The sequence below is a fragment of the Stenotrophomonas sp. 1278 genome (assembly GCF_029892765.1).
In the GTDB taxonomy this organism is placed as follows: Bacteria; Pseudomonadota; Gammaproteobacteria; order Xanthomonadales; family Xanthomonadaceae; genus Stenotrophomonas; species Stenotrophomonas indicatrix.
Map to the genome: position 1 here is coordinate 32,378 of NZ_JARXWD010000028.1, position 16,175 is coordinate 48,552.

Consider the following 16,175-nt stretch of genomic DNA (forward strand, 5'->3'; position numbering starts at 1 on the left):
ACGCTATGCGGATGAATACGGAAACTTCAACCAAGCAGACCAGCAAGTTCCTCAGCCTGGTGCTGCGCCATGAACCCGGGAAAATCGGGTTGATCCTGGACGGCCAAGGCTGGGCCAATGTCGACGAACTGCTGCAGAAGCTGGCTGCACACGGGCAGGCGCTCGACCGTGGCGGACTGCAGCACATCGTGGCGAGCTGCAACAAGCAACGCTTTGCACTGAGCGATGATGGCCAGCGTATCCGCGCAAACCAGGGGCATTCGGTCGCGGTCGATCTTGGACTGGTGCCGGTGGCGCCGCCGCAGTGGCTGTACCACGGCACGGTGCCGCGCTTCGTCGGCTCGATCCGCGAGCAGGGCCTGCATGCGGGCGAGCGCCATCACGTGCATCTGTCACTGGACCGGGAGACGGCCCACCAGGTCGGTGCTCGCCGCGGTGCGCCGGTGATCCTCAGCGTGCACGCAGGGCGCATGCATGCCGATGGGCACGTGTTCCACCGCTCGGCCAATGGTGTCTGGTTGACCGACCACGTGCCGCCGCAGTACATCGCCGACTGACCCGCTCTGGCGCTGCGGCCGGGTCCACACTCGGCGGCAAGGCCCAATCGCGTTACAGTCGCTGCATCCTGGTCCCATGGATGTACCGATGCGTCTGTTCCTGCGTGCGTTGCCGTTGCTGTTGTTGTCATTGACCGTCCACGCTGCCGAAGTCGATCGGCGCATCGCGGTGACCATCGACGATCTGCCGTGGGCGCGCCTGGATGAGATCGTGCCGGCCGATCTGCAGGCACGCCATGCCGCACTGATGGCGCAGCTGCGCCAGACCGATGTGCCAGTGGTGGGCTTCGTCAACGAAAACAAGCTGGAAGTGGATGGCCAGGTGCAGCCGGCGCGCGTGCAGATGCTGCGCGACTGGTTGGATGCCGGCTACGAACTCGGCAACCACACCTGGTCGCACATGGACCTCAACGCCAAAGGCGTGCCGGCGTTCCAGCAGGACTTCCTGCGCGGCGAGCAGGTGCTGCGACCACTGCTGGCCGAGCGTGGGCAGACGCCGCAATGGATGCGCCACCCTTACCTGCGTGCGGGCCGTACGCAGGAAGACCGCGTGGCGATGGACGTGTTCTTCAAGCAGCACGGCTACCGCGTTGCGCCGGTGACGGTCGACAACGGTGAGTGGGTGTGGGCCTTCGCCTATGCCAACGTGATGAACGAGCAGCCCGATTCACCGCAGCGCGAGGCGACGCTGGCGGGCCTGCGCAAGGGCTATGTGCCGTACATGCTGAACAAGGTGGATTACTACGAGCAGCAGTCACAGGCGCTGCTGGGGTATGCGGTGCCGCAGGTGTGGCTGATGCATGCCAACGAGCTCAACGCGGCGACGTTCGCCGAGCTGGTGGCAGCCACCAAGCGTCGTGGCTATCGCTTCGTGTCGCTGGAAGAAGCCGTGCGAGACCCCGCCTACGCGCGCGGCGCCGAGGGCTACAGCGGTCGCTATGGGCCGAGCTGGCTGCACCGCTGGGCGATGGCCGAAAACAAGCCCAAGGCGTTCTACGCCGGCGAGCCGGAAGTGCCGAAGTGGGTGATGAAGCTGGCCAAGGTGGAAGGCGAGTGAGCCTCAGCGCTTGACGGCCAGTACGCCATCGAGCGCCAGCTCCGCCTTGAAGCCGGCCTTTTCCAGGCGCTTGGCCACTTCGCGTGGCACGTCGCGGCCGCTGGTCAACTTGTTCGGCGCGCCGGTGTAGTGGAACAGGCGGCCGCCCTTGCGGATGACGCGGGCGAGATGGTCGTAGAACACCTGCGAGTACAGTTCGCCGGCAATGCCGAAGCGCGGCGGGTCGTGCAGGATCGCATCGACGCTGTTGCTGGCGACCTGTTCGATCTGCTGCGAGACGTCGCCGTGGCTGAAGTGCAGGCGGCCGCCCGCGGCGGCTGAGTCAGGATCGGGCGACCACGGATTGAGCGTGCGCAGCCACATCACGTCGGCGTTCTTTTCGAACGAGCGGATCTGGCCGACGCCGGCCTCCAGTGCGCAGGCGGCGAAGTAGCCAAGCCCACCGCAGGTATCGAGGAGGCTTTTGCCCGCCGGGGCGACCAGCTCGACCTTGCGGCGCGCGTCCTCGAACGGCGACAGCTTGGAGGTCGGCAGCATCTTGATGCCGTCGATCTCGAAGGTCGGTGCGCCCCACTCGGTCGGCACCAGCTTGATCAGCGAGCCGCTGAAGCGGGAGATGGAGCAGAACTCCTCGCCATCCCAGTAGTACAGCGTGCGGTCCTTCAGCTTGCCCGGCCACGGATAGTGCTGGCCGCGGAAGGTGAAACCCTCGGCATCCAGCTGTACCGCCGCTTCGCTGCGGCCCAGATCGAGCGAGCCGGACCACTCGGTGGCGCCCTTGTCGTGGGCACGGCGCAGGGTGTCAGCGCTGTCGCGGGTCAGCAGGGGGCCGGAGTAGTGGGGCACGGTGGGTAGCGGGAGGATTCGGGGGAGGGCATGGTACCGCAGGCGCTGTGCAGCCGAGCCGGACATGGGCGCGGCGCTACCGCAGGTCGGTGCAGCTGAATCCGTGGATGGTTCCCTCTCCCGAGATGAGGCCGACGCCTCGCGAGGGCTGCATTCCCCGCAACGCGCACGAACGGCGATGGACATCCTGGGTGGCGGCTGGCTGCCGGTCGAAGTCGTAGCGCATGCTGCCGTCTTCCTGCAGCAGCCAGTGCACGGTTACGCGTTCGGCGCGTTGCCCTTCGATCTCCCAGTCGAAGGTACGCATTACCACGATCTCGCCATCAGCGGTCTCACGCACCTCGTCGTAAGCACCCTGGGTCTTTGCAACGATTGCGGCCAGCAGGAGAAGAACGGTTATCGGAATTCCTCCTCGAAATCGTCAGCGTGTGCCAGCGGCATCGTTGAGGCCATGGGAAGAATTGCAATGTGGCCGCTACTGGCACTTCACCGCATACACCGGTCCGGCGCCGATCAGCAGCAGCGCCATGTAGTCGCTGTCGCGTGCCCGGGCCTTCAGCGTGGCGCCGTCCTTGACGCGGAAGATGCCGAAGCCGCCGGCCATCCGGATCAGCGCGCTGTCGATCTGGTCGGCGTCATCGCGGAAGTACTGCTGGATGTCGCTGCGGCTGGCCTTGTACAGCGCATTGGGTTCGCGCTGCCAGTGGCCATCGCGTTCGAACGAGACGAAGTACTGGCTTGCTTCCTTTTCGATGCGGAACTCGGCGGACTTGCGCGGGCTGGTGGCGAAGCAGCCGAGCATCGGGTCGGAGGAGAACGGCAGCTGGGTGTCGCCGGAACAGGCCACCAGCAGCAGGAGGGCACCGGGCAGCAGCAGGCGGAGCGTGCGCATGGGATGTCCCGACGGGGCAGGTGCGGCCAGTGTAGGCAGCACGCAGCCGTGGCCGGTACAGATTTTCGGCAAGAACCGCCGCCCTTCTGGCGTCACGCGCTGCGGTGGATCTCCACGGTGACATGCACCAGTTCCTCGTGGATCGCCAGCGCCTGGCGCACGGTGTCCGGATCGAGCGTGGCATCACTGGTGACCACGCTGGCGGCGACGGCGTACTTGCCGCGCCCCACCTGCCACACGTGCAGGTCGGCCAGGCGTGCCGGCCACGGACCCTGCTCGATCACCTCGCGTACCTCGGCCACCACCGGCGCATCCATCTGCGCGTCAAGCAGGATGCGGCCGCTGTCGCGCAGCAGGCCGATTGCCCAGACGGTGACCAGCACCGCGCCGACCAGGCCCATCACCGGATCCAGCCAGGTCAGGCCGAGCAGCTTGCCGCCCAGCAGGGCGACGATGGCCAGCACCGAGGTGGCGGCGTCGGCCAGCACGTGCACGTAGGCCGACCGCAGGTTGAGGTCGTGGCCGTGGGAATGGTCGTGGTCGTGATCGTGGTGATGACCATGATGATCGCCATGGTCGTGCCCGTGTCCATGGTGGTGATGGGCGTGGCCGGGGCTGTCATGCAGCCACCATGCGCACAGCAGGTTCACACCCAGGCCGACCGCGGCGATGGCGATGGCTTCGTTGTAGTGGATGGGCGCGGGCACCCACAGGCGTTCCAGCGATTGCACGGCCATCAGAGCGGCGACGCCGAGCAGGGCGATGGCGCTGGTATAGCCGGCCAGGATCTCGATCTTCCAGGTGCCGAAGGCGAAGCGCGGATCGTGCGCGTAGCGCCGTGCGCAGCGGTAGGCGAACACCGACAGGCCCAGTGCCAGCGCGTGCGAGCTCATGTGCCAGCCGTCGGCCAGCACGGCCATGGAGTTGAACCACCAGCCACCGACGATCTCCACCAGCATCATGCTGACGGTGAGCCACATCGCGCGGCGGGTGTTGCGTTCGGCCAGCGGATTGCCGTCGTCGAAGCGGTGCTCGTGGCGACGGGCGGCGGCGAGGGCGTCCAGGTGCATGGCGGCGGTCAGGCTTGGGTGGATACCCCCATAGGGTATATGATCCTGCCATGGCCCATGTACACAGAAGTCGAAAGCAGCTGCTGACCCGGGTGCGCCGCATCGGCGGGCAGGTGGCGGCGCTGGAACAGGCGTTGAACACGCCCGAGGGCGAGGCAGGCGACTGCGCCGATGTGCTGGTGCAGGTGGCGGCCGTGCGTGGCGCTGCCCACAGCCTGCTGATGGAACTGCTGCACGAGCATCTGCAGGAACACGTGGTGGGCGCGGACGACCCGGCGCAACGGGCGGCCGAAGCCGAGGTACTGGTGGAACTGCTGCGGCGTTACGGCAAATAGCTGGGTAGTGCCGGCCGCTGGCCGGCAACCTCATGTCCTGCGGACGATGCCTGCAGTTGTCGGCCAGCGGCCGGCACTAGCTTCTGCGGTGCCGGTGCTGCGCGTTCCACAGGTGCGTGGCGGCCAGCAGCAGGCTGCCGGTGACCGTCAGCGGGGTCTCCCAGGCGTGCGAGGGCAGTGCCAGCGCCCCGGCCATCAACAGTGCCAGGCCCATGCCCGCGCTCAGCCATGCCAGCGCAGGCAGCGGCTGGCGGCGTTCGGCGCGCCACAGGGCAAAGCCGGTCATCGGCAGCGCGATGGCGACGAAGACCAGGTGCACCCACTCCGCTTCGGCCCAGACGCCGAACAGCGGCAGTGCGGCCGCCAGCAGGGGCAGCGCCAGGCAATGCAGCAGGCACAGGCTGGACAGGGCGACGGCGCCGGCATCAAGCAGGGCGGCAGAGGGCGACTTCATGCGGGGAGGATTCCTTGCGCGACAATTGTTATACAGTAACATTTCCATTCCGCAGCCAGCCCGCTCCGACATGAACACTGTTTCCCGCGCCGACCCCCGCCTTCCGGTCACCGTGCTTTCCGGCTTCCTCGGTGCCGGCAAGACCACCCTGCTCAACCAGATCCTGCGCAACCGCGATGGCCTGCGGGTGGCGGTGATCGTCAACGACATGAGCGAGGTCAACATCGATGCGCAGCTGGTGCGCGATGGCGGCGCCGAACTGCGTCGCACCGAAGAGACGCTGGTGGAGTTCAGCAACGGCTGCATCTGCTGCACGCTGCGTGACGATCTGCTGCAGGAGGTGCGGCGCCTGGCCGACAGCGGCCGCTACGACTACCTGCTGATCGAATCGACCGGGATCGGCGAGCCGATGCCGGTGGCGGCGACCTTCGCGGTGCGCGACGAACACGGCTTCAGCCTGAGCGATATCGCACGGCTGGACACGATGGTGACGGTGGTGGATGGCAGTGCCTTCCTGGCCGATTTCGGTTCGACACTGCGCCTGGCCGAGCGTGGCCAGCAGGCGGGGCCGGATGATGATCGTGGCGTGGTCGACCTGCTGTGCGAGCAGGCGGAATTCGCCGATGTGATCGTGGTCAGCAAGGTGGACCAGGTGGACGACGAAGTGCTGCAGGACACGCTGGCCGTGCTGCGCGGCTTGAATCGCGACGCGAAGCTGCTGCTGTCCAGTTTCGGCGACGTGCCGCTTGCCGAGCTGCTGGATACCGGTCGCTTCGATTTCGAGCGCGCGCAGCAGGCCCCCGGTTGGGTGAAGGAACTGCGTGGCGAGCACACGCCGGAAACCGAGGAGTACGGCATCGGCAGCTTCGTCTATCGCTCACGGCGGCCGTTCCATCCCGCCCGTTTCGCGCGCACATTGCAGCACGGTATGCCCGGGGTGATCCGCAGCAAGGGCTGGTTCTGGCTGGCCAACCGCATGGACTGGGTGGGTGAGTTGAATAGTGTGGGCGCGGCCACACGCACCCAGGCGGCGGGCTTCTGGTATGCGGCGCGCGAGCGGGTGCGCGCCGGCCAGGAGGACACCACGCCGCTGCTGCCGCCAACGCCGCTGCCTTACAGCGATCTGGGCTGGGCCCGGCAGCAGGCCGACTGCTGGAGCGCTCCGCTGCCGGACGTACGGGAATTCCCGGACGCGGCCGCGCACTCGGCGATGGCACGCCTGTGGCATCCGCTGTGGGGTGACCGCCGGCAGGAACTGGTGGTGATCGGCGTGCACATGGACGAGCGTGTGGTGCGGTCGGCCCTGGATGCGTGCCTGCTCAACGACACCGAGCTGCAGGCCGGGCCCTTGCTGTGGCAGCAGATGCCGCAGGCGTTCCCGGTGTGGAAGCGTTGATGCGTCTGCGCCATGCGTGGATGAAAGGCTGGCAGTAGATCCACGCCATGCGTGGATGAAAGGCTGGTAGTAGATCCACGCCATGCGTGGATGAGAGGCTGGCAGTAGATCCACGCCACGCGTGGATGAGAGGCTGGTAGTAGATCCACGCCATGCGTGGATGAATGCCTGCAGGAGCCGAGCACCCGCTCGGCCCTACAACGCATCGCGCCACCGCCAACCTGCATCACCGACCTGCAGCACCTGCGTTGGCCGCAGCGCCTGCAGCAGGTGGGTGTCATGGCTGACCATCAGCAACGCGCCCGGCCACGCCGCCAGCAGTTCTTCCAGCGCCTGCAGCGCGGCAAGGTCCAGCGCGTTGCCCGGCTCGTCCAGCAACAGCAGCTGCGGGGCAGGATCGGCGTACAGCACGCTGGCCAGCGCACCCTTCACCCGCTCGCCATCGCTGAGGCTGCTGGCCGGGCGTTGGACGCGCTGCGCATCCAGGCCCAGCAGGGCAAGACGCGTACGCAGTTCACCCGCATCGGCCGCGGGATTCGCAGCGCGCACGGCATCGAGGATGCTCAGCTCACCTGCAAGCCCCAGCAGTTGCTGGTCGAGCAGGGCCAGCGGCGCATGCCGCTGCACCTGACCGCTGCGCGCCGCCAGCTGCCCGGCCAGTACGCGCAGCAGGGTCGACTTGCCGCTGCCGTTGTCGCCCACGACGGCGATGCGCTGGCCGCGCCTGATCTCCAGCTGCAGCGCCGCGTTGCAGCCATGCGGCAGCACCAGATCGTGCGCCTGCAGCAGGCGGCCCTGGCCACGCTCGCCTTCGCCACTGAACAACGCCAGTTCTGGCGTCACGTGCACCGCCGCAGCGGCGGCGCGCACCTGCGCTGCGCTGGCCTGCAGCCGATCACTCTGGATCTGCTGCGCACGGCCGTGGCTGGCTTCGGCGCGCTGCTTCTGCCGACCGAGCAGGATCGGTGCCTGGTTGGCCTCGCGCGCTTCGCGGTTGCCACGTGCCTGCCGCTGCTGCTGGCGCTCGTTCTGTTCGCGCGCGCTGCGTTGCTGCTGTCGGTGCTGGGCACGGGCATGCTCCAGCTGCGCGGCGGCGGCCTCGCGTTCGGCGGCGCGTGTGTCGGCATAGTGCTGCCACGGTCCGCCGTAACGATGCAGGCCGTGCGCGTCCAGCTCGACGATCTGCGCCATCTGCGCGAGCAGGCCACGGTCGTGGCTGATGGCCAGCAGGCCGCCCTGCCACTGCTGCAGCTGTGCGTACAGCTGGTGGCGATGACGGGCGTCGAGATGATTGCTCGGCTCGTCGAGGATCAGCCAGTCCGCGCCGCTGGCCCACGCACCGGACAGCGCCACCTGCATCGCCTGGCCGCCACTGAGCCGGGAGGCGGGCTGCGCCGGATCAAGGCCGGCCGGCAGCTGCATCGCCTGCCACTGCTGCTGCAGGCGTTCGCGCAGGTCCCAGTGGTCGCCCACGCAGGCGAAATCGGCTTCATCGATGCTGCCTGCTTCGATGCGCGCCAGTGCCGCCAGTTCGGCGCCGACGCCGGCCAGTTCACCCACCGTGCCACGTGGCGGATAGCCCGGCGTAGGCAACAGGAACACCTGGCCACTGCGGTGCACGCGGCCATCGTCGGGCGACAGCTGGCCGGCGAGCAGGCGCGCGAGCACGCTCTTGCCGGCGCCATTGGCGCCGACCAGCCCGGTGGCCACCGGTTCGAAGGAAAAGGACAGATCGGAAAACAACGGACGGCCATTGGCCAACCGATACGACACGCGATCGAGCGTGAGGGAATGCGAAGTCATGCGACCTCCATGGATGCCTGGTTCTCCCCTGCGCGCAGGGGCGGGAAGAGTCGGGCCGTCTAGTGCGAAGACGGCGGCATCACTGGCGCATTGGTCGCGAGCCTCGGTGGGGAATGAGCGGGCAGTATAGCGCCGCGAGCTGAATGGTCGCGGCCGTGGCGCTGGGTCAGGGCACCGTATCCAGCCGCGCGCCGACGAATTCGATGAATACCCGCAGCTTCGGCAGCACGTGGCGGCCGGAGGGCCACAGCAGGTGGAAGATGCCGCAGGAATGCACGTGCTCTTCAAGCACGGTGACCAGCCGGCCATCGGCCAGTGCATCGCGCACCGAATGCACCGGCACGAACGCCAGGCCCCCGTCGCGCAGCGCCAGTGCCACCCGCGCTTCGATGGTGTTGGCGACCAGGTGCACCGGCAGATCCTGTGCCGTTTCGCCTTCGGGCCAGAGGATCGGCCATGGCTCGAGCTTGCCGGTGCTGGGGAAGCGGTAGTGCAGCAGGCGGTGCTGCAGCAGGTCGGCCGGCGTGCGTGGAACGCCATGCCGTTGCAGGTACGCCGGCGATGCAACCACGCGACGTGGGAACACACCGAGGCGGCGTGCCGTGAGGCGTGAATCGCTGGGCTCGCCAACGCGCAGCACGGCGTCGAAGCCTTCCTCGATGACATCGACCAGGCGATCGCAGAAATCCAGCTCCAGGCGGATGTCCGGGTAGGCTGCCATGAACTCGGCCATCAGCGGCAGCGTCAGGTCGCCCACCAGCGGCAGGCTGATGCGCAGGGTGCCGCTGGGGGTTGCATGTTGCTGGGCCAGTTCGGTGCGTGCGGCATCGCGTTCGTCGAGGATGCGGCGGCAGCGTGCCAGGAACAGCTGGCCCTCGGCCGTGAGGGTGATGCTGCGCGTGCTGCGGTGGAACAGGCGCACGCCGAGTGCGTGTTCAAGCCGGGCCACGCACTTGCCGGCGGCCGAGGCGGAGATGCCCTGCACGCGGCCGGTGTCGACGAAGCTGCGGGTGTCCGCGGCGTGGACGAAGGTCTGCAGGTTGGCCAGGTTGTCGAGGACGGACATGGGTAGGGTCGCTGCGAAAGTGGGCAGGGTAGGGCGCGGCAGTCCGGCCCGCTGACGTGGCCCGCGCAACACTGCGGTGCGCGGGCCTGGAGGGTCGCTGCGGCCCAGTGGTTCCGGGCATCATGCCGATTGCGGACCTTGCGGTCCATGATGCACGGAGCCCCGCCCCGCTTTTTGCCGGTGCCGGAGCTGCCTACCGTGGCGGGCCTCTCCCCACGGACCACCCCGATGACACTCGCCCTTCCTGTTGATACCGCACCGGCGCTGCCCGCGGTGAGCGCACTGCTGCGGACCGTGCATCCACAGCGCCTGGTCGGTGCGGTGGTACTGGTGCGCGAGCACGGCGTGCTGCGCCACGCCAGCGCCAGTGGCCTGGCCGACCGTGAATCGAACACGCCGATGCGCCGCGACCACCTGTTCCGGCTGGCCTCGGTGAGCAAGCCGCTGCTGACCACGGTGATCCTGCGCCTGGTAGCCGAGGGGGTGCTGGACCTGGACGCGCCGGTGCAGCGCTGGTTGCCGGCGTTCCGCCCGGCACTGGCCGATGGCAGCCGCCCGCCGATCAGCCTGCGCCAGCTGCTCAGCCACAGCAGTGGGCTGGGCTACCGCTTTCTGGAGGCCGATGCCGAGGGGCCCTATGCCCAGGCGGGTGTGAGCGACGGCATGGACGCGAACCCGGTGACGCTGCAGCAGAACGTGCAGCGTATCGCGCAGGCGCCGCTGTTGTTCGCGCCGGGCAGCCAGTGGCTGTACTCGCTGGGCGTGGATGTAGCGGGCGCCGTCGCTGAAGCGGCCACCGGCGAAAGGTTGCAGGTATTGTTCGACCGGCTGCTGGCGCAGCCGCTGGGCCTGCGCGACACCGCGTTCGCCACCGCCGAGGGCGCTCGTCTGGCCACGCCATATGTCAGTGACACGCCGCAGCCGCATCGGTTGCGGGAGGGCGAGGTGGTGCCTGCGTTCGAGGGCTCGGTGGGCATCGAATACAGCGTGGCGCGGGCGACCGACTCACACCGCTATCCGTCGGCAGGCGCGGGGCTGGTGGGCAGTGCCGACGAGGTGATGGCCGTGCTGGAAGCGTTGCGCGATGTGCGCGCCTCGCAGCTGCTGCCGGACAGCGTGGTTGCACAGATGGGAACCCCGCAGGTCGGCGAGCTGGGACCGGTTGATCCGCCGGGTTGGGGCTTCGGCCTCGGCTTTGCGGTGCTGCGTGATGCAGCGGCCAGCGGCACACCGCAGACCGCAGGGACATGGCGTTGGGGCGGTGCTTACGGCCACAGCTGGTTCGTGGACCCGGCGCGTGGCCTGAGCGTGGTCGCGCTGACCAACACGCTGTACGAAGGCATGCATGGCGCGTTTGTCGATGAACTGCGCGATGCGGTGTACGCCGATCTGGAGACGGTGCGATGAGCGGCCACGCAATTGATGCAGGGGCTCCGGCGGGTGAAGCAACGCGCCTGCCGTGGCGCGGGCTGCTGGCACTGGCCGGTGGTGGCTTCATCACTCTGCTGACCGAAACGCTGCCAGCGGGCGTGCTGCGGCCGATGGGCGAGAGCCTCGGCGTCAGCGACGCGGCCGCAGGGCAGCTGGTGAGCGTGTATGCACTGGGCTCGGTGCTGGCTGCGTTGCCGATGACCGCGCTGACCCAGCGCCTGCCACGTCGTCCGCTGCTGCTGGCGGCGATTGCCGGCTTCATGGTGGTCAATACCGTGACCGCGCTGAGCCACGACTACGTGCTGACCCTGGTGGCGCGCTTCCTGGCGGGTGTGGGCGCGGGCCTGCTGTGGTCGCTGGTGGCCGGCTATGCCGCGCGCATGGTGGTGCCGGAACTGCAGGGAAGGGCGATCGCGGTAGCGATGATCGGCTCGCCGCTGGCGCTGTCGTTGGGAGTGCCGGCCGGCACCTTGCTGGGCCAGCAGATCGGGTGGCGCTGGGCGTTCGCGTTGATGAGCGTGCTGGCAGTGCTGCTGCTCGGCTACGCCCGATGGGCGCTGCCCGCGTTGCCGGCGGCCGGTGCAGGCCGGCGCATGTCGCTGGGCTCGGTCTGGCGCATGCCCGGCATCCGCAGCACGCTGCTGGTGATGGTGCTGTACGTGCTAGCGCACAACGTGCTGTACACCTACATCGAGCCGTTGGCAGTGCAGGCCGGCGCCGGGGCGTGGCTGGACCGGCTGCTGCTGGCATTCGGCATCGCCGCGATCGTGGGTATCGCCATCGCCGGCTGGGGCGTGGACCGCCACCTGCGCGCGCTGGTGTGGGCCAGCGTGATCGGCTTCGTGATGGCGGTGGCTTCGCTGCTGCTGTGGCCAGGCGTGCCGGGCGTGCTGCTGCTGGTGACGATCCTGTGGGGCGTCGCGTTCGGTGCGGTACCCACCCTGTTCCAGACCGCCCTGGCGCGCCGCGCCGGTGCCGCCGCCGACCTGGCGCAGTCGATGCTGGTGACCGGCTGGAACCTGGCCATCGCCGCCGGCGGCGTCGGCGGCGGCCTGATGCTGCAGGCCAGCGGCGCCCAGCACCTGGCCTGGCTGCCGTTGCTGCTGCTGGCGGTGTGCGGCCTTTGGGTCTGGGCGCGGCCGAAGGCTTGGGCGTAGGCGTCGATCGAGGATGACGGGGTTGCCGGCCAGCGGCCGGCACTACCCCAGCCGAAGCTCAACAGCGCGCGCGAGCGCAGCGACCCGCTGTTGCTTTTCTCTTCTCTATTTACGTGGTGGAACGCCGCAGAGATCTGTACCACCCGGCCAACCCACGAACAGCTTTATGCGACCCACCACGAGGGGCGTCGCCGTTCGCCGGCTACTCCCCCGCCTGCTCGCGCTCGAACGGCACGCTGCGCGGATTCTGCATGTGCTCCCGCGCCGCGCCGTACTGCTGCTGGCGCTTGCGGTGGAAGGCGATGAACTCATCGCGCGGCAACGGCCGCGAGAACAGCCAGCCCTGGCCGAACTGCACGTGCTGGCTGTGCAGGTAGGCCAGCTGCGCTTCGGTTTCCACACCTTCGGCCACCACCCACAGGCCCAGCTCGCGGGCCATGCCGATGATGTGCGGCGTGACCGGGCTGGTCGCGCTTTCGGTGCCGATCGCATCGACGAAGGACTTGTCGATCTTCAGCGCATCCAGCGGCAGCTGCTGCAGGTACTGCAGGCTGGAATAGCCGACGCCGAAATCATCGATGGCCACGCTGTGGCCCGCGCGCCGCGCCGCGGCCAGCATGGTGCGGGCACGGTCGATGTCGAGGAAACCATGTTCGGTGGCCTCCAACCAGATCTGCTGCGGCAGGATGCCGCTGCCGGCCATGCGCTGCGAGATCACCTTCAGCGCCCGTCCGCTGCTGATGTCCTCGGCCGCCAGGTTGATCGCGATGTGTGCACTGCGATCCTCGGCCAGCAGCTCACGCATGTCGGCAACCACGTTCTCGATCACCAGATCGGTGATGGCGGCGATCATCCCCGCTTCTTCGGCCAAGGGAATGAACAGGTCCGGACGCACCTGCGTGCCGTCGGGGCGCTGCCAGCGCACCAGCGCCTCGGCGCCGACGCAGATGCCGGTGTCCAGTTCGATGATGGGCTGGTAGTGCAGGTAGAGTTCGCGGCGGCGGATGGCGATGCCCAGTTCGCCGCGCATCGACAGCCGTCGTCGCGACAGCCAGATCACCAGGCCGGCACCGGCGGCGGCCATCAGCAGGCCCAAGGGCACGAACAGCCACGCCTGCTGCCGGAACGTGGCCGCCAGCGCGGTGCGCGGCGCCGTGGCGATCGCCAGCCATTCACCGCTGCGCGCGCTGGCATACAGGGTGTCGCGGTCCAGGCCTTCGCCGGGCTCACGCAGCAGGCGCTGCAGCAGGGCCTGGTCCATGCCATCCTGCTGTGTCAGCAGCCGTCCATCCGGACTTGCCAGGGCCAGCCGCACGTCCGGATCGACGATGACGTCGACGAAGCGCCGAGGGTCGACCAGCACGTCGTAGGACCCGTACATCATGGACAGCATCGGCCGCCGGCCAGCCGCCTCGGGGCGCACGTTGACGGTGATGCCGGCACCATCGCTGGTGACGTGGTCCGGCGTGGGCTGGTCCACATCCTGCTGGAACGGCCCCCACGACGTGCAGCGCAGCTTGCCGCCCTCGAAGTAGCCCATCTGGTCCGACGACGGCGTGGTCATCACCAGGGTCTGCATGCGCTGGATGTGTTCGGCCCCGCAGGGCGGCAGCACGGTGGCCTCGGCCGACTTCAATGCCGCCAGTGCTTCCTGGTAGGACACTTCGGTACGCCGCAGGCTGCGCTCGGCGATGGCATGCAGCCGCTGCTGTTCGACACTTACGGCACGGTCCCAGGTGGCATAGACCATGACCGCGATCGGCACTGCCGCGGCCAGCACGGCCAGGACGGTGCCGCCGATGATGACCCGCAGTCGGCTCATGACCGGGGCTCCAGAGAGGTGTGCAGGGCTGGGCACATGGGCGGGGCCGGTCCTTGGACGATGGCGGTATATGAACACGGCGCAGGGCTGGGCGGAATGGGACAAAGGCGGTAACGGGTCACATTGTGGTGAAAGTGACACGTGCTGACGGCCCTGGGCCGTCCGGCGCTGGCGTTGTGGCAGCGGGAGGACTAACGTCGAACGCTTCACCCGCCCCTTCCCGCGCCCATGACCGAGCCCGCCACGCCCCCCGAGCACCTGCGCCGCAGCCTGTCCAACCGCCACCTGCAACTGATCGCCATCGGCGGTGCCATCGGCACCGGCCTGTTCATGGGTTCGGGCAAGACCATCAGCCTGGCCGGCCCGTCCATCGTATTGGTCTACCTGATCATCGGCGCGATGCTGTTCTTCGTGATGCGGGCGATGGGCGAGTTGCTGCTGTCCAACCTGCAGTACAAATCCTTCATCGATTTCTCCACCGATCTGCTTGGCCCATGGGCCGGGTTCTTCTGCGGGTGGACGTACTGGTTCTGCTGGATTGTCACCGCCATCGCCGACGTGATCGCCATCGCCGCCTATGCGCAGTTCTGGTTCCCGGGACTGGAAGCGTGGAAACCGGCGCTGGCCTGCGTGATGCTGCTGCTGTCGTTGAACCTGGTGACGGTGAAGCTGTTCGGCGAAATGGAGTTCTGGTTCGCGCTGATCAAGATCGTGGCGATCTGCGCGCTGATCATCACCGGTGCTGGACTGGTGGCGTGGGGCTTCACTTCGCCCAGCGGCCACACCGCATCGCTGTCGAACCTGTGGAATGACGGCGGCATGTTCCCGATGGGCCTGGTGGGTTTCTTCGCCGGTTTCCAGATCGCGGTGTTCGCCTTCGTCGGCATCGAGCTGGTGGGCACCACCGCTGCGGAAACGGCTGACCCGGAGCGCAACCTGCCCAAGGCGATCAACTCGATCCCCGTGCGCATCATCATCTTCTACGTGCTGGCGCTGATCGCGATCATGGCGGTGACCCCATGGCGCCAGGTGGTACCGGACAAGAGCCCGTTCGTGCAGCTGTTCGTGCTGGCCGGCATTCCCGCCGCCGCCAGCCTGATCAACTTCGTGGTGCTGACCTCGGCCACGTCCTCGGCCAACAGCGGCATCTTCTCGACCAGCCGCATGCTGTTCGGCCTGGCCGAGGAAGGCCACGCACCGCGTGGCCTGTCCAAGCTCTCGCGCGCTGCGGTACCGGCACGGGGCCTGCTGTTTTCCTGCCTGTGCCTGCTGGGCGGCACCCTGCTGATCTACCTGATCCCCAACCTGGTGACCGCCTTCACCTTGGTGACGACCCTGGCGACGGTGTTGTTCATCTTCGTCTGGTCGCTGATCCTGGTGGCCTACATGGTCTACCGCCGCCGCTACCCCGAGCGCCACGCGGCCTCGATCTTCAAGATGCCCGGTGGCGTGGCGATGTGCTGGGCCTGCCTGGTCTTCTTTGCTGCGGTACTGGTGCTGCTGAGCCTGCAGGCCGACACCCGCCAGGCGCTGATCGCAAGCCCAGCGTGGTTCGTGCTGCTGGGCGCCGGTTATTGGCTGCGGCGGAAGATGGCGAGATAGTCAGGAAGACCCTCGCCAACAGATCCAACGGCCTCGGTGAGCCCCATCCACGCATGGCGTGGATCTACGTGTCGACCAAGGTCGACACCCACCAACAGCCGCATGGTCGACATCCTCCAGCAACCGCGGGAGATGGCGTAGTAGTCAGCAAGACCCTCGCCAACAGATCGAGCGGCCTCGGCGAGTCCCATCCACGCATGGCGTGGATCTACACGTGTCGACCAAGGTCGACACCCACCAACAGCCGCGTGGCCGACATCCTCCAGCAACCGCGGGAGATGGCGCAGTAGTCAGCAAGACCCTCGCCAACAGATCCAACGGCCTCGGTGAGCCCCATCCACGCATGGCGTGGATCTACGTGTCGACCAAGGTCGACACCCACCAACAGCCGCATGGTCGACATCCTTCAGCCGCCGCGGGAGATGGCGCAGTAGTCAGCAAGGCCCTCGCCAACAGATCGAGCGGCCTCGGCGAGTCCCATCCACGCATGGCGTGGATCTACACGTGTCGACCAAGGTCGACACCCACCAGAAGCCGCGTGGTCGACACCCATCAACAGCCGCACAGAACACCGTTCCCAGATCGCGGAAATCTGTCGAAGGCGGGGTGGGTCCGGTTGCGGGGGTGTCCGCGGCATGGATGCCGCGGCCAAGCCCCCAGGGATGGGTTTACGGCGTCCCCCGCAAC

General features: G+C 67.9%; 15 protein-coding genes. 7 read left to right on the forward strand and 8 right to left on the reverse strand.

The window, feature by feature from the left end:
• Nucleotides 1-11 precede the first annotated feature (11 nt).
• Together M2299_RS18000 and M2299_RS18005 are read left to right on the forward strand one after the other, a co-directional pair.
• Nucleotides 12-557: an RNA 2'-phosphotransferase gene (locus tag M2299_RS18000; protein ID WP_280884779.1), complete on the forward strand. Its 546-nt coding sequence runs from the start codon at nucleotides 12-14 to the stop codon at nucleotides 555-557.
• Between the two features lie 88 nt (nucleotides 558-645).
• Nucleotides 646-1,614 carry a polysaccharide deacetylase family protein gene (locus M2299_RS18005; protein ID WP_280884780.1) on the forward strand — a complete coding sequence of 323 codons (969 nt, stop codon included), beginning with the start codon at nucleotides 646-648 and terminating at the stop codon, nucleotides 1,612-1,614.
• 3 nt (nucleotides 1,615-1,617) lie between these two features.
• On the opposite strand, the gene M2299_RS18010 is transcribed toward M2299_RS18005, so the two are convergent.
• The 4 genes from M2299_RS18010 to dmeF all read right to left on the reverse strand — a co-directional run bounded on the left by M2299_RS18010 (nucleotide 1,618) and on the right by dmeF (nucleotide 4,422).
• A complete protein-coding gene (locus tag M2299_RS18010; protein WP_099782633.1) occupies nucleotides 1,618-2,460 on the reverse strand; it encodes an MnmC family methyltransferase in 843 nt (280 codons plus the stop codon).
• Nucleotides 2,461-2,536: 76 nt separating this feature from the next.
• A complete protein-coding gene (locus M2299_RS18015; protein WP_280884781.1) occupies nucleotides 2,537-2,800 on the reverse strand; it encodes a hypothetical protein in 264 nt (87 codons plus the stop codon).
• Between the two features lie 135 nt (nucleotides 2,801-2,935).
• A complete protein-coding gene (locus M2299_RS18020) occupies nucleotides 2,936-3,352 on the reverse strand; it encodes a hypothetical protein (RefSeq protein WP_025879201.1) in 417 nt (138 codons plus the stop codon).
• Nucleotides 3,353-3,444: 92 nt separating this feature from the next.
• On the reverse strand, nucleotides 3,445-4,422 hold the full coding sequence (gene dmeF / locus M2299_RS18025) for a CDF family Co(II)/Ni(II) efflux transporter DmeF (RefSeq protein ID WP_154879227.1): 978 nt from the start codon (nucleotides 4,420-4,422) through the stop codon (nucleotides 3,445-3,447).
• Nucleotides 4,423-4,472: 50 nt separating this feature from the next.
• Here dmeF and M2299_RS18030 point away from each other — a divergent pair, with 50 nt between their 5' ends.
• Nucleotides 4,473-4,757 carry a metal-sensing transcriptional repressor gene (locus tag M2299_RS18030; protein ID WP_280884782.1) on the forward strand — a complete coding sequence of 95 codons (285 nt, stop codon included), beginning with the start codon at nucleotides 4,473-4,475 and terminating at the stop codon, nucleotides 4,755-4,757.
• A gap of 76 nt (nucleotides 4,758-4,833) precedes the next feature.
• On the opposite strand, the gene M2299_RS18035 is transcribed toward M2299_RS18030, so the two are convergent.
• Nucleotides 4,834-5,211: a MerC domain-containing protein gene (locus M2299_RS18035; protein ID WP_025879198.1), complete on the reverse strand. Its 378-nt coding sequence runs from the start codon at nucleotides 5,209-5,211 to the stop codon at nucleotides 4,834-4,836.
• A gap of 70 nt (nucleotides 5,212-5,281) precedes the next feature.
• On the opposite strand from M2299_RS18035, the gene M2299_RS18040 reads away from it, so the two are divergent.
• A complete protein-coding gene (locus M2299_RS18040; RefSeq protein ID WP_280884783.1) occupies nucleotides 5,282-6,607 on the forward strand; it encodes a GTP-binding protein in 1,326 nt (441 codons plus the stop codon).
• 195 nt (nucleotides 6,608-6,802) lie between these two features.
• On the opposite strand, the gene M2299_RS18045 is transcribed toward M2299_RS18040, so the two are convergent.
• Nucleotides 6,803-8,410 carry an ATP-binding cassette domain-containing protein gene (locus tag M2299_RS18045; RefSeq protein ID WP_223484545.1) on the reverse strand — a complete coding sequence of 536 codons (1,608 nt, stop codon included), beginning with the start codon at nucleotides 8,408-8,410 and terminating at the stop codon, nucleotides 6,803-6,805.
• 166 nt (nucleotides 8,411-8,576) lie between these two features.
• Nucleotides 8,577-9,476: a LysR family transcriptional regulator gene (locus M2299_RS18050; RefSeq protein ID WP_033830227.1), complete on the reverse strand. Its 900-nt coding sequence runs from the start codon at nucleotides 9,474-9,476 to the stop codon at nucleotides 8,577-8,579.
• A 228-nt stretch (nucleotides 9,477-9,704) separates the two neighbouring features.
• Here M2299_RS18050 and M2299_RS18055 point away from each other — a divergent pair, with 228 nt between their 5' ends.
• A complete protein-coding gene (locus M2299_RS18055; protein ID WP_280884784.1) occupies nucleotides 9,705-10,883 on the forward strand; it encodes a serine hydrolase domain-containing protein in 1,179 nt (392 codons plus the stop codon).
• The gene (locus M2299_RS18060; protein ID WP_100435733.1) at nucleotides 10,880-12,064 is read left to right on the forward strand and encodes an MFS transporter; all 1,185 of its coding nucleotides are present in this window, start codon (nucleotides 10,880-10,882) and stop codon (nucleotides 12,062-12,064) included. Before M2299_RS18055 ends, M2299_RS18060 begins: the two co-directional genes overlap by 4 nt.
• 202 nt (nucleotides 12,065-12,266) lie before the next feature.
• Here M2299_RS18060 and M2299_RS18065 read toward each other — a convergent pair whose 3' ends face one another.
• The gene (locus M2299_RS18065; RefSeq protein WP_080150651.1) at nucleotides 12,267-13,886 is read right to left on the reverse strand and encodes an EAL domain-containing protein; all 1,620 of its coding nucleotides are present in this window, start codon (nucleotides 13,884-13,886) and stop codon (nucleotides 12,267-12,269) included.
• A gap of 228 nt (nucleotides 13,887-14,114) precedes the next feature.
• On the opposite strand from M2299_RS18065, the gene cycA reads away from it, so the two are divergent.
• Nucleotides 14,115-15,488: a D-serine/D-alanine/glycine transporter gene (cycA, locus tag M2299_RS18070; RefSeq protein ID WP_280884785.1), complete on the forward strand. Its 1,374-nt coding sequence runs from the start codon at nucleotides 14,115-14,117 to the stop codon at nucleotides 15,486-15,488.
• Nucleotides 15,489-16,175: the final 687 nt, after the last annotated feature.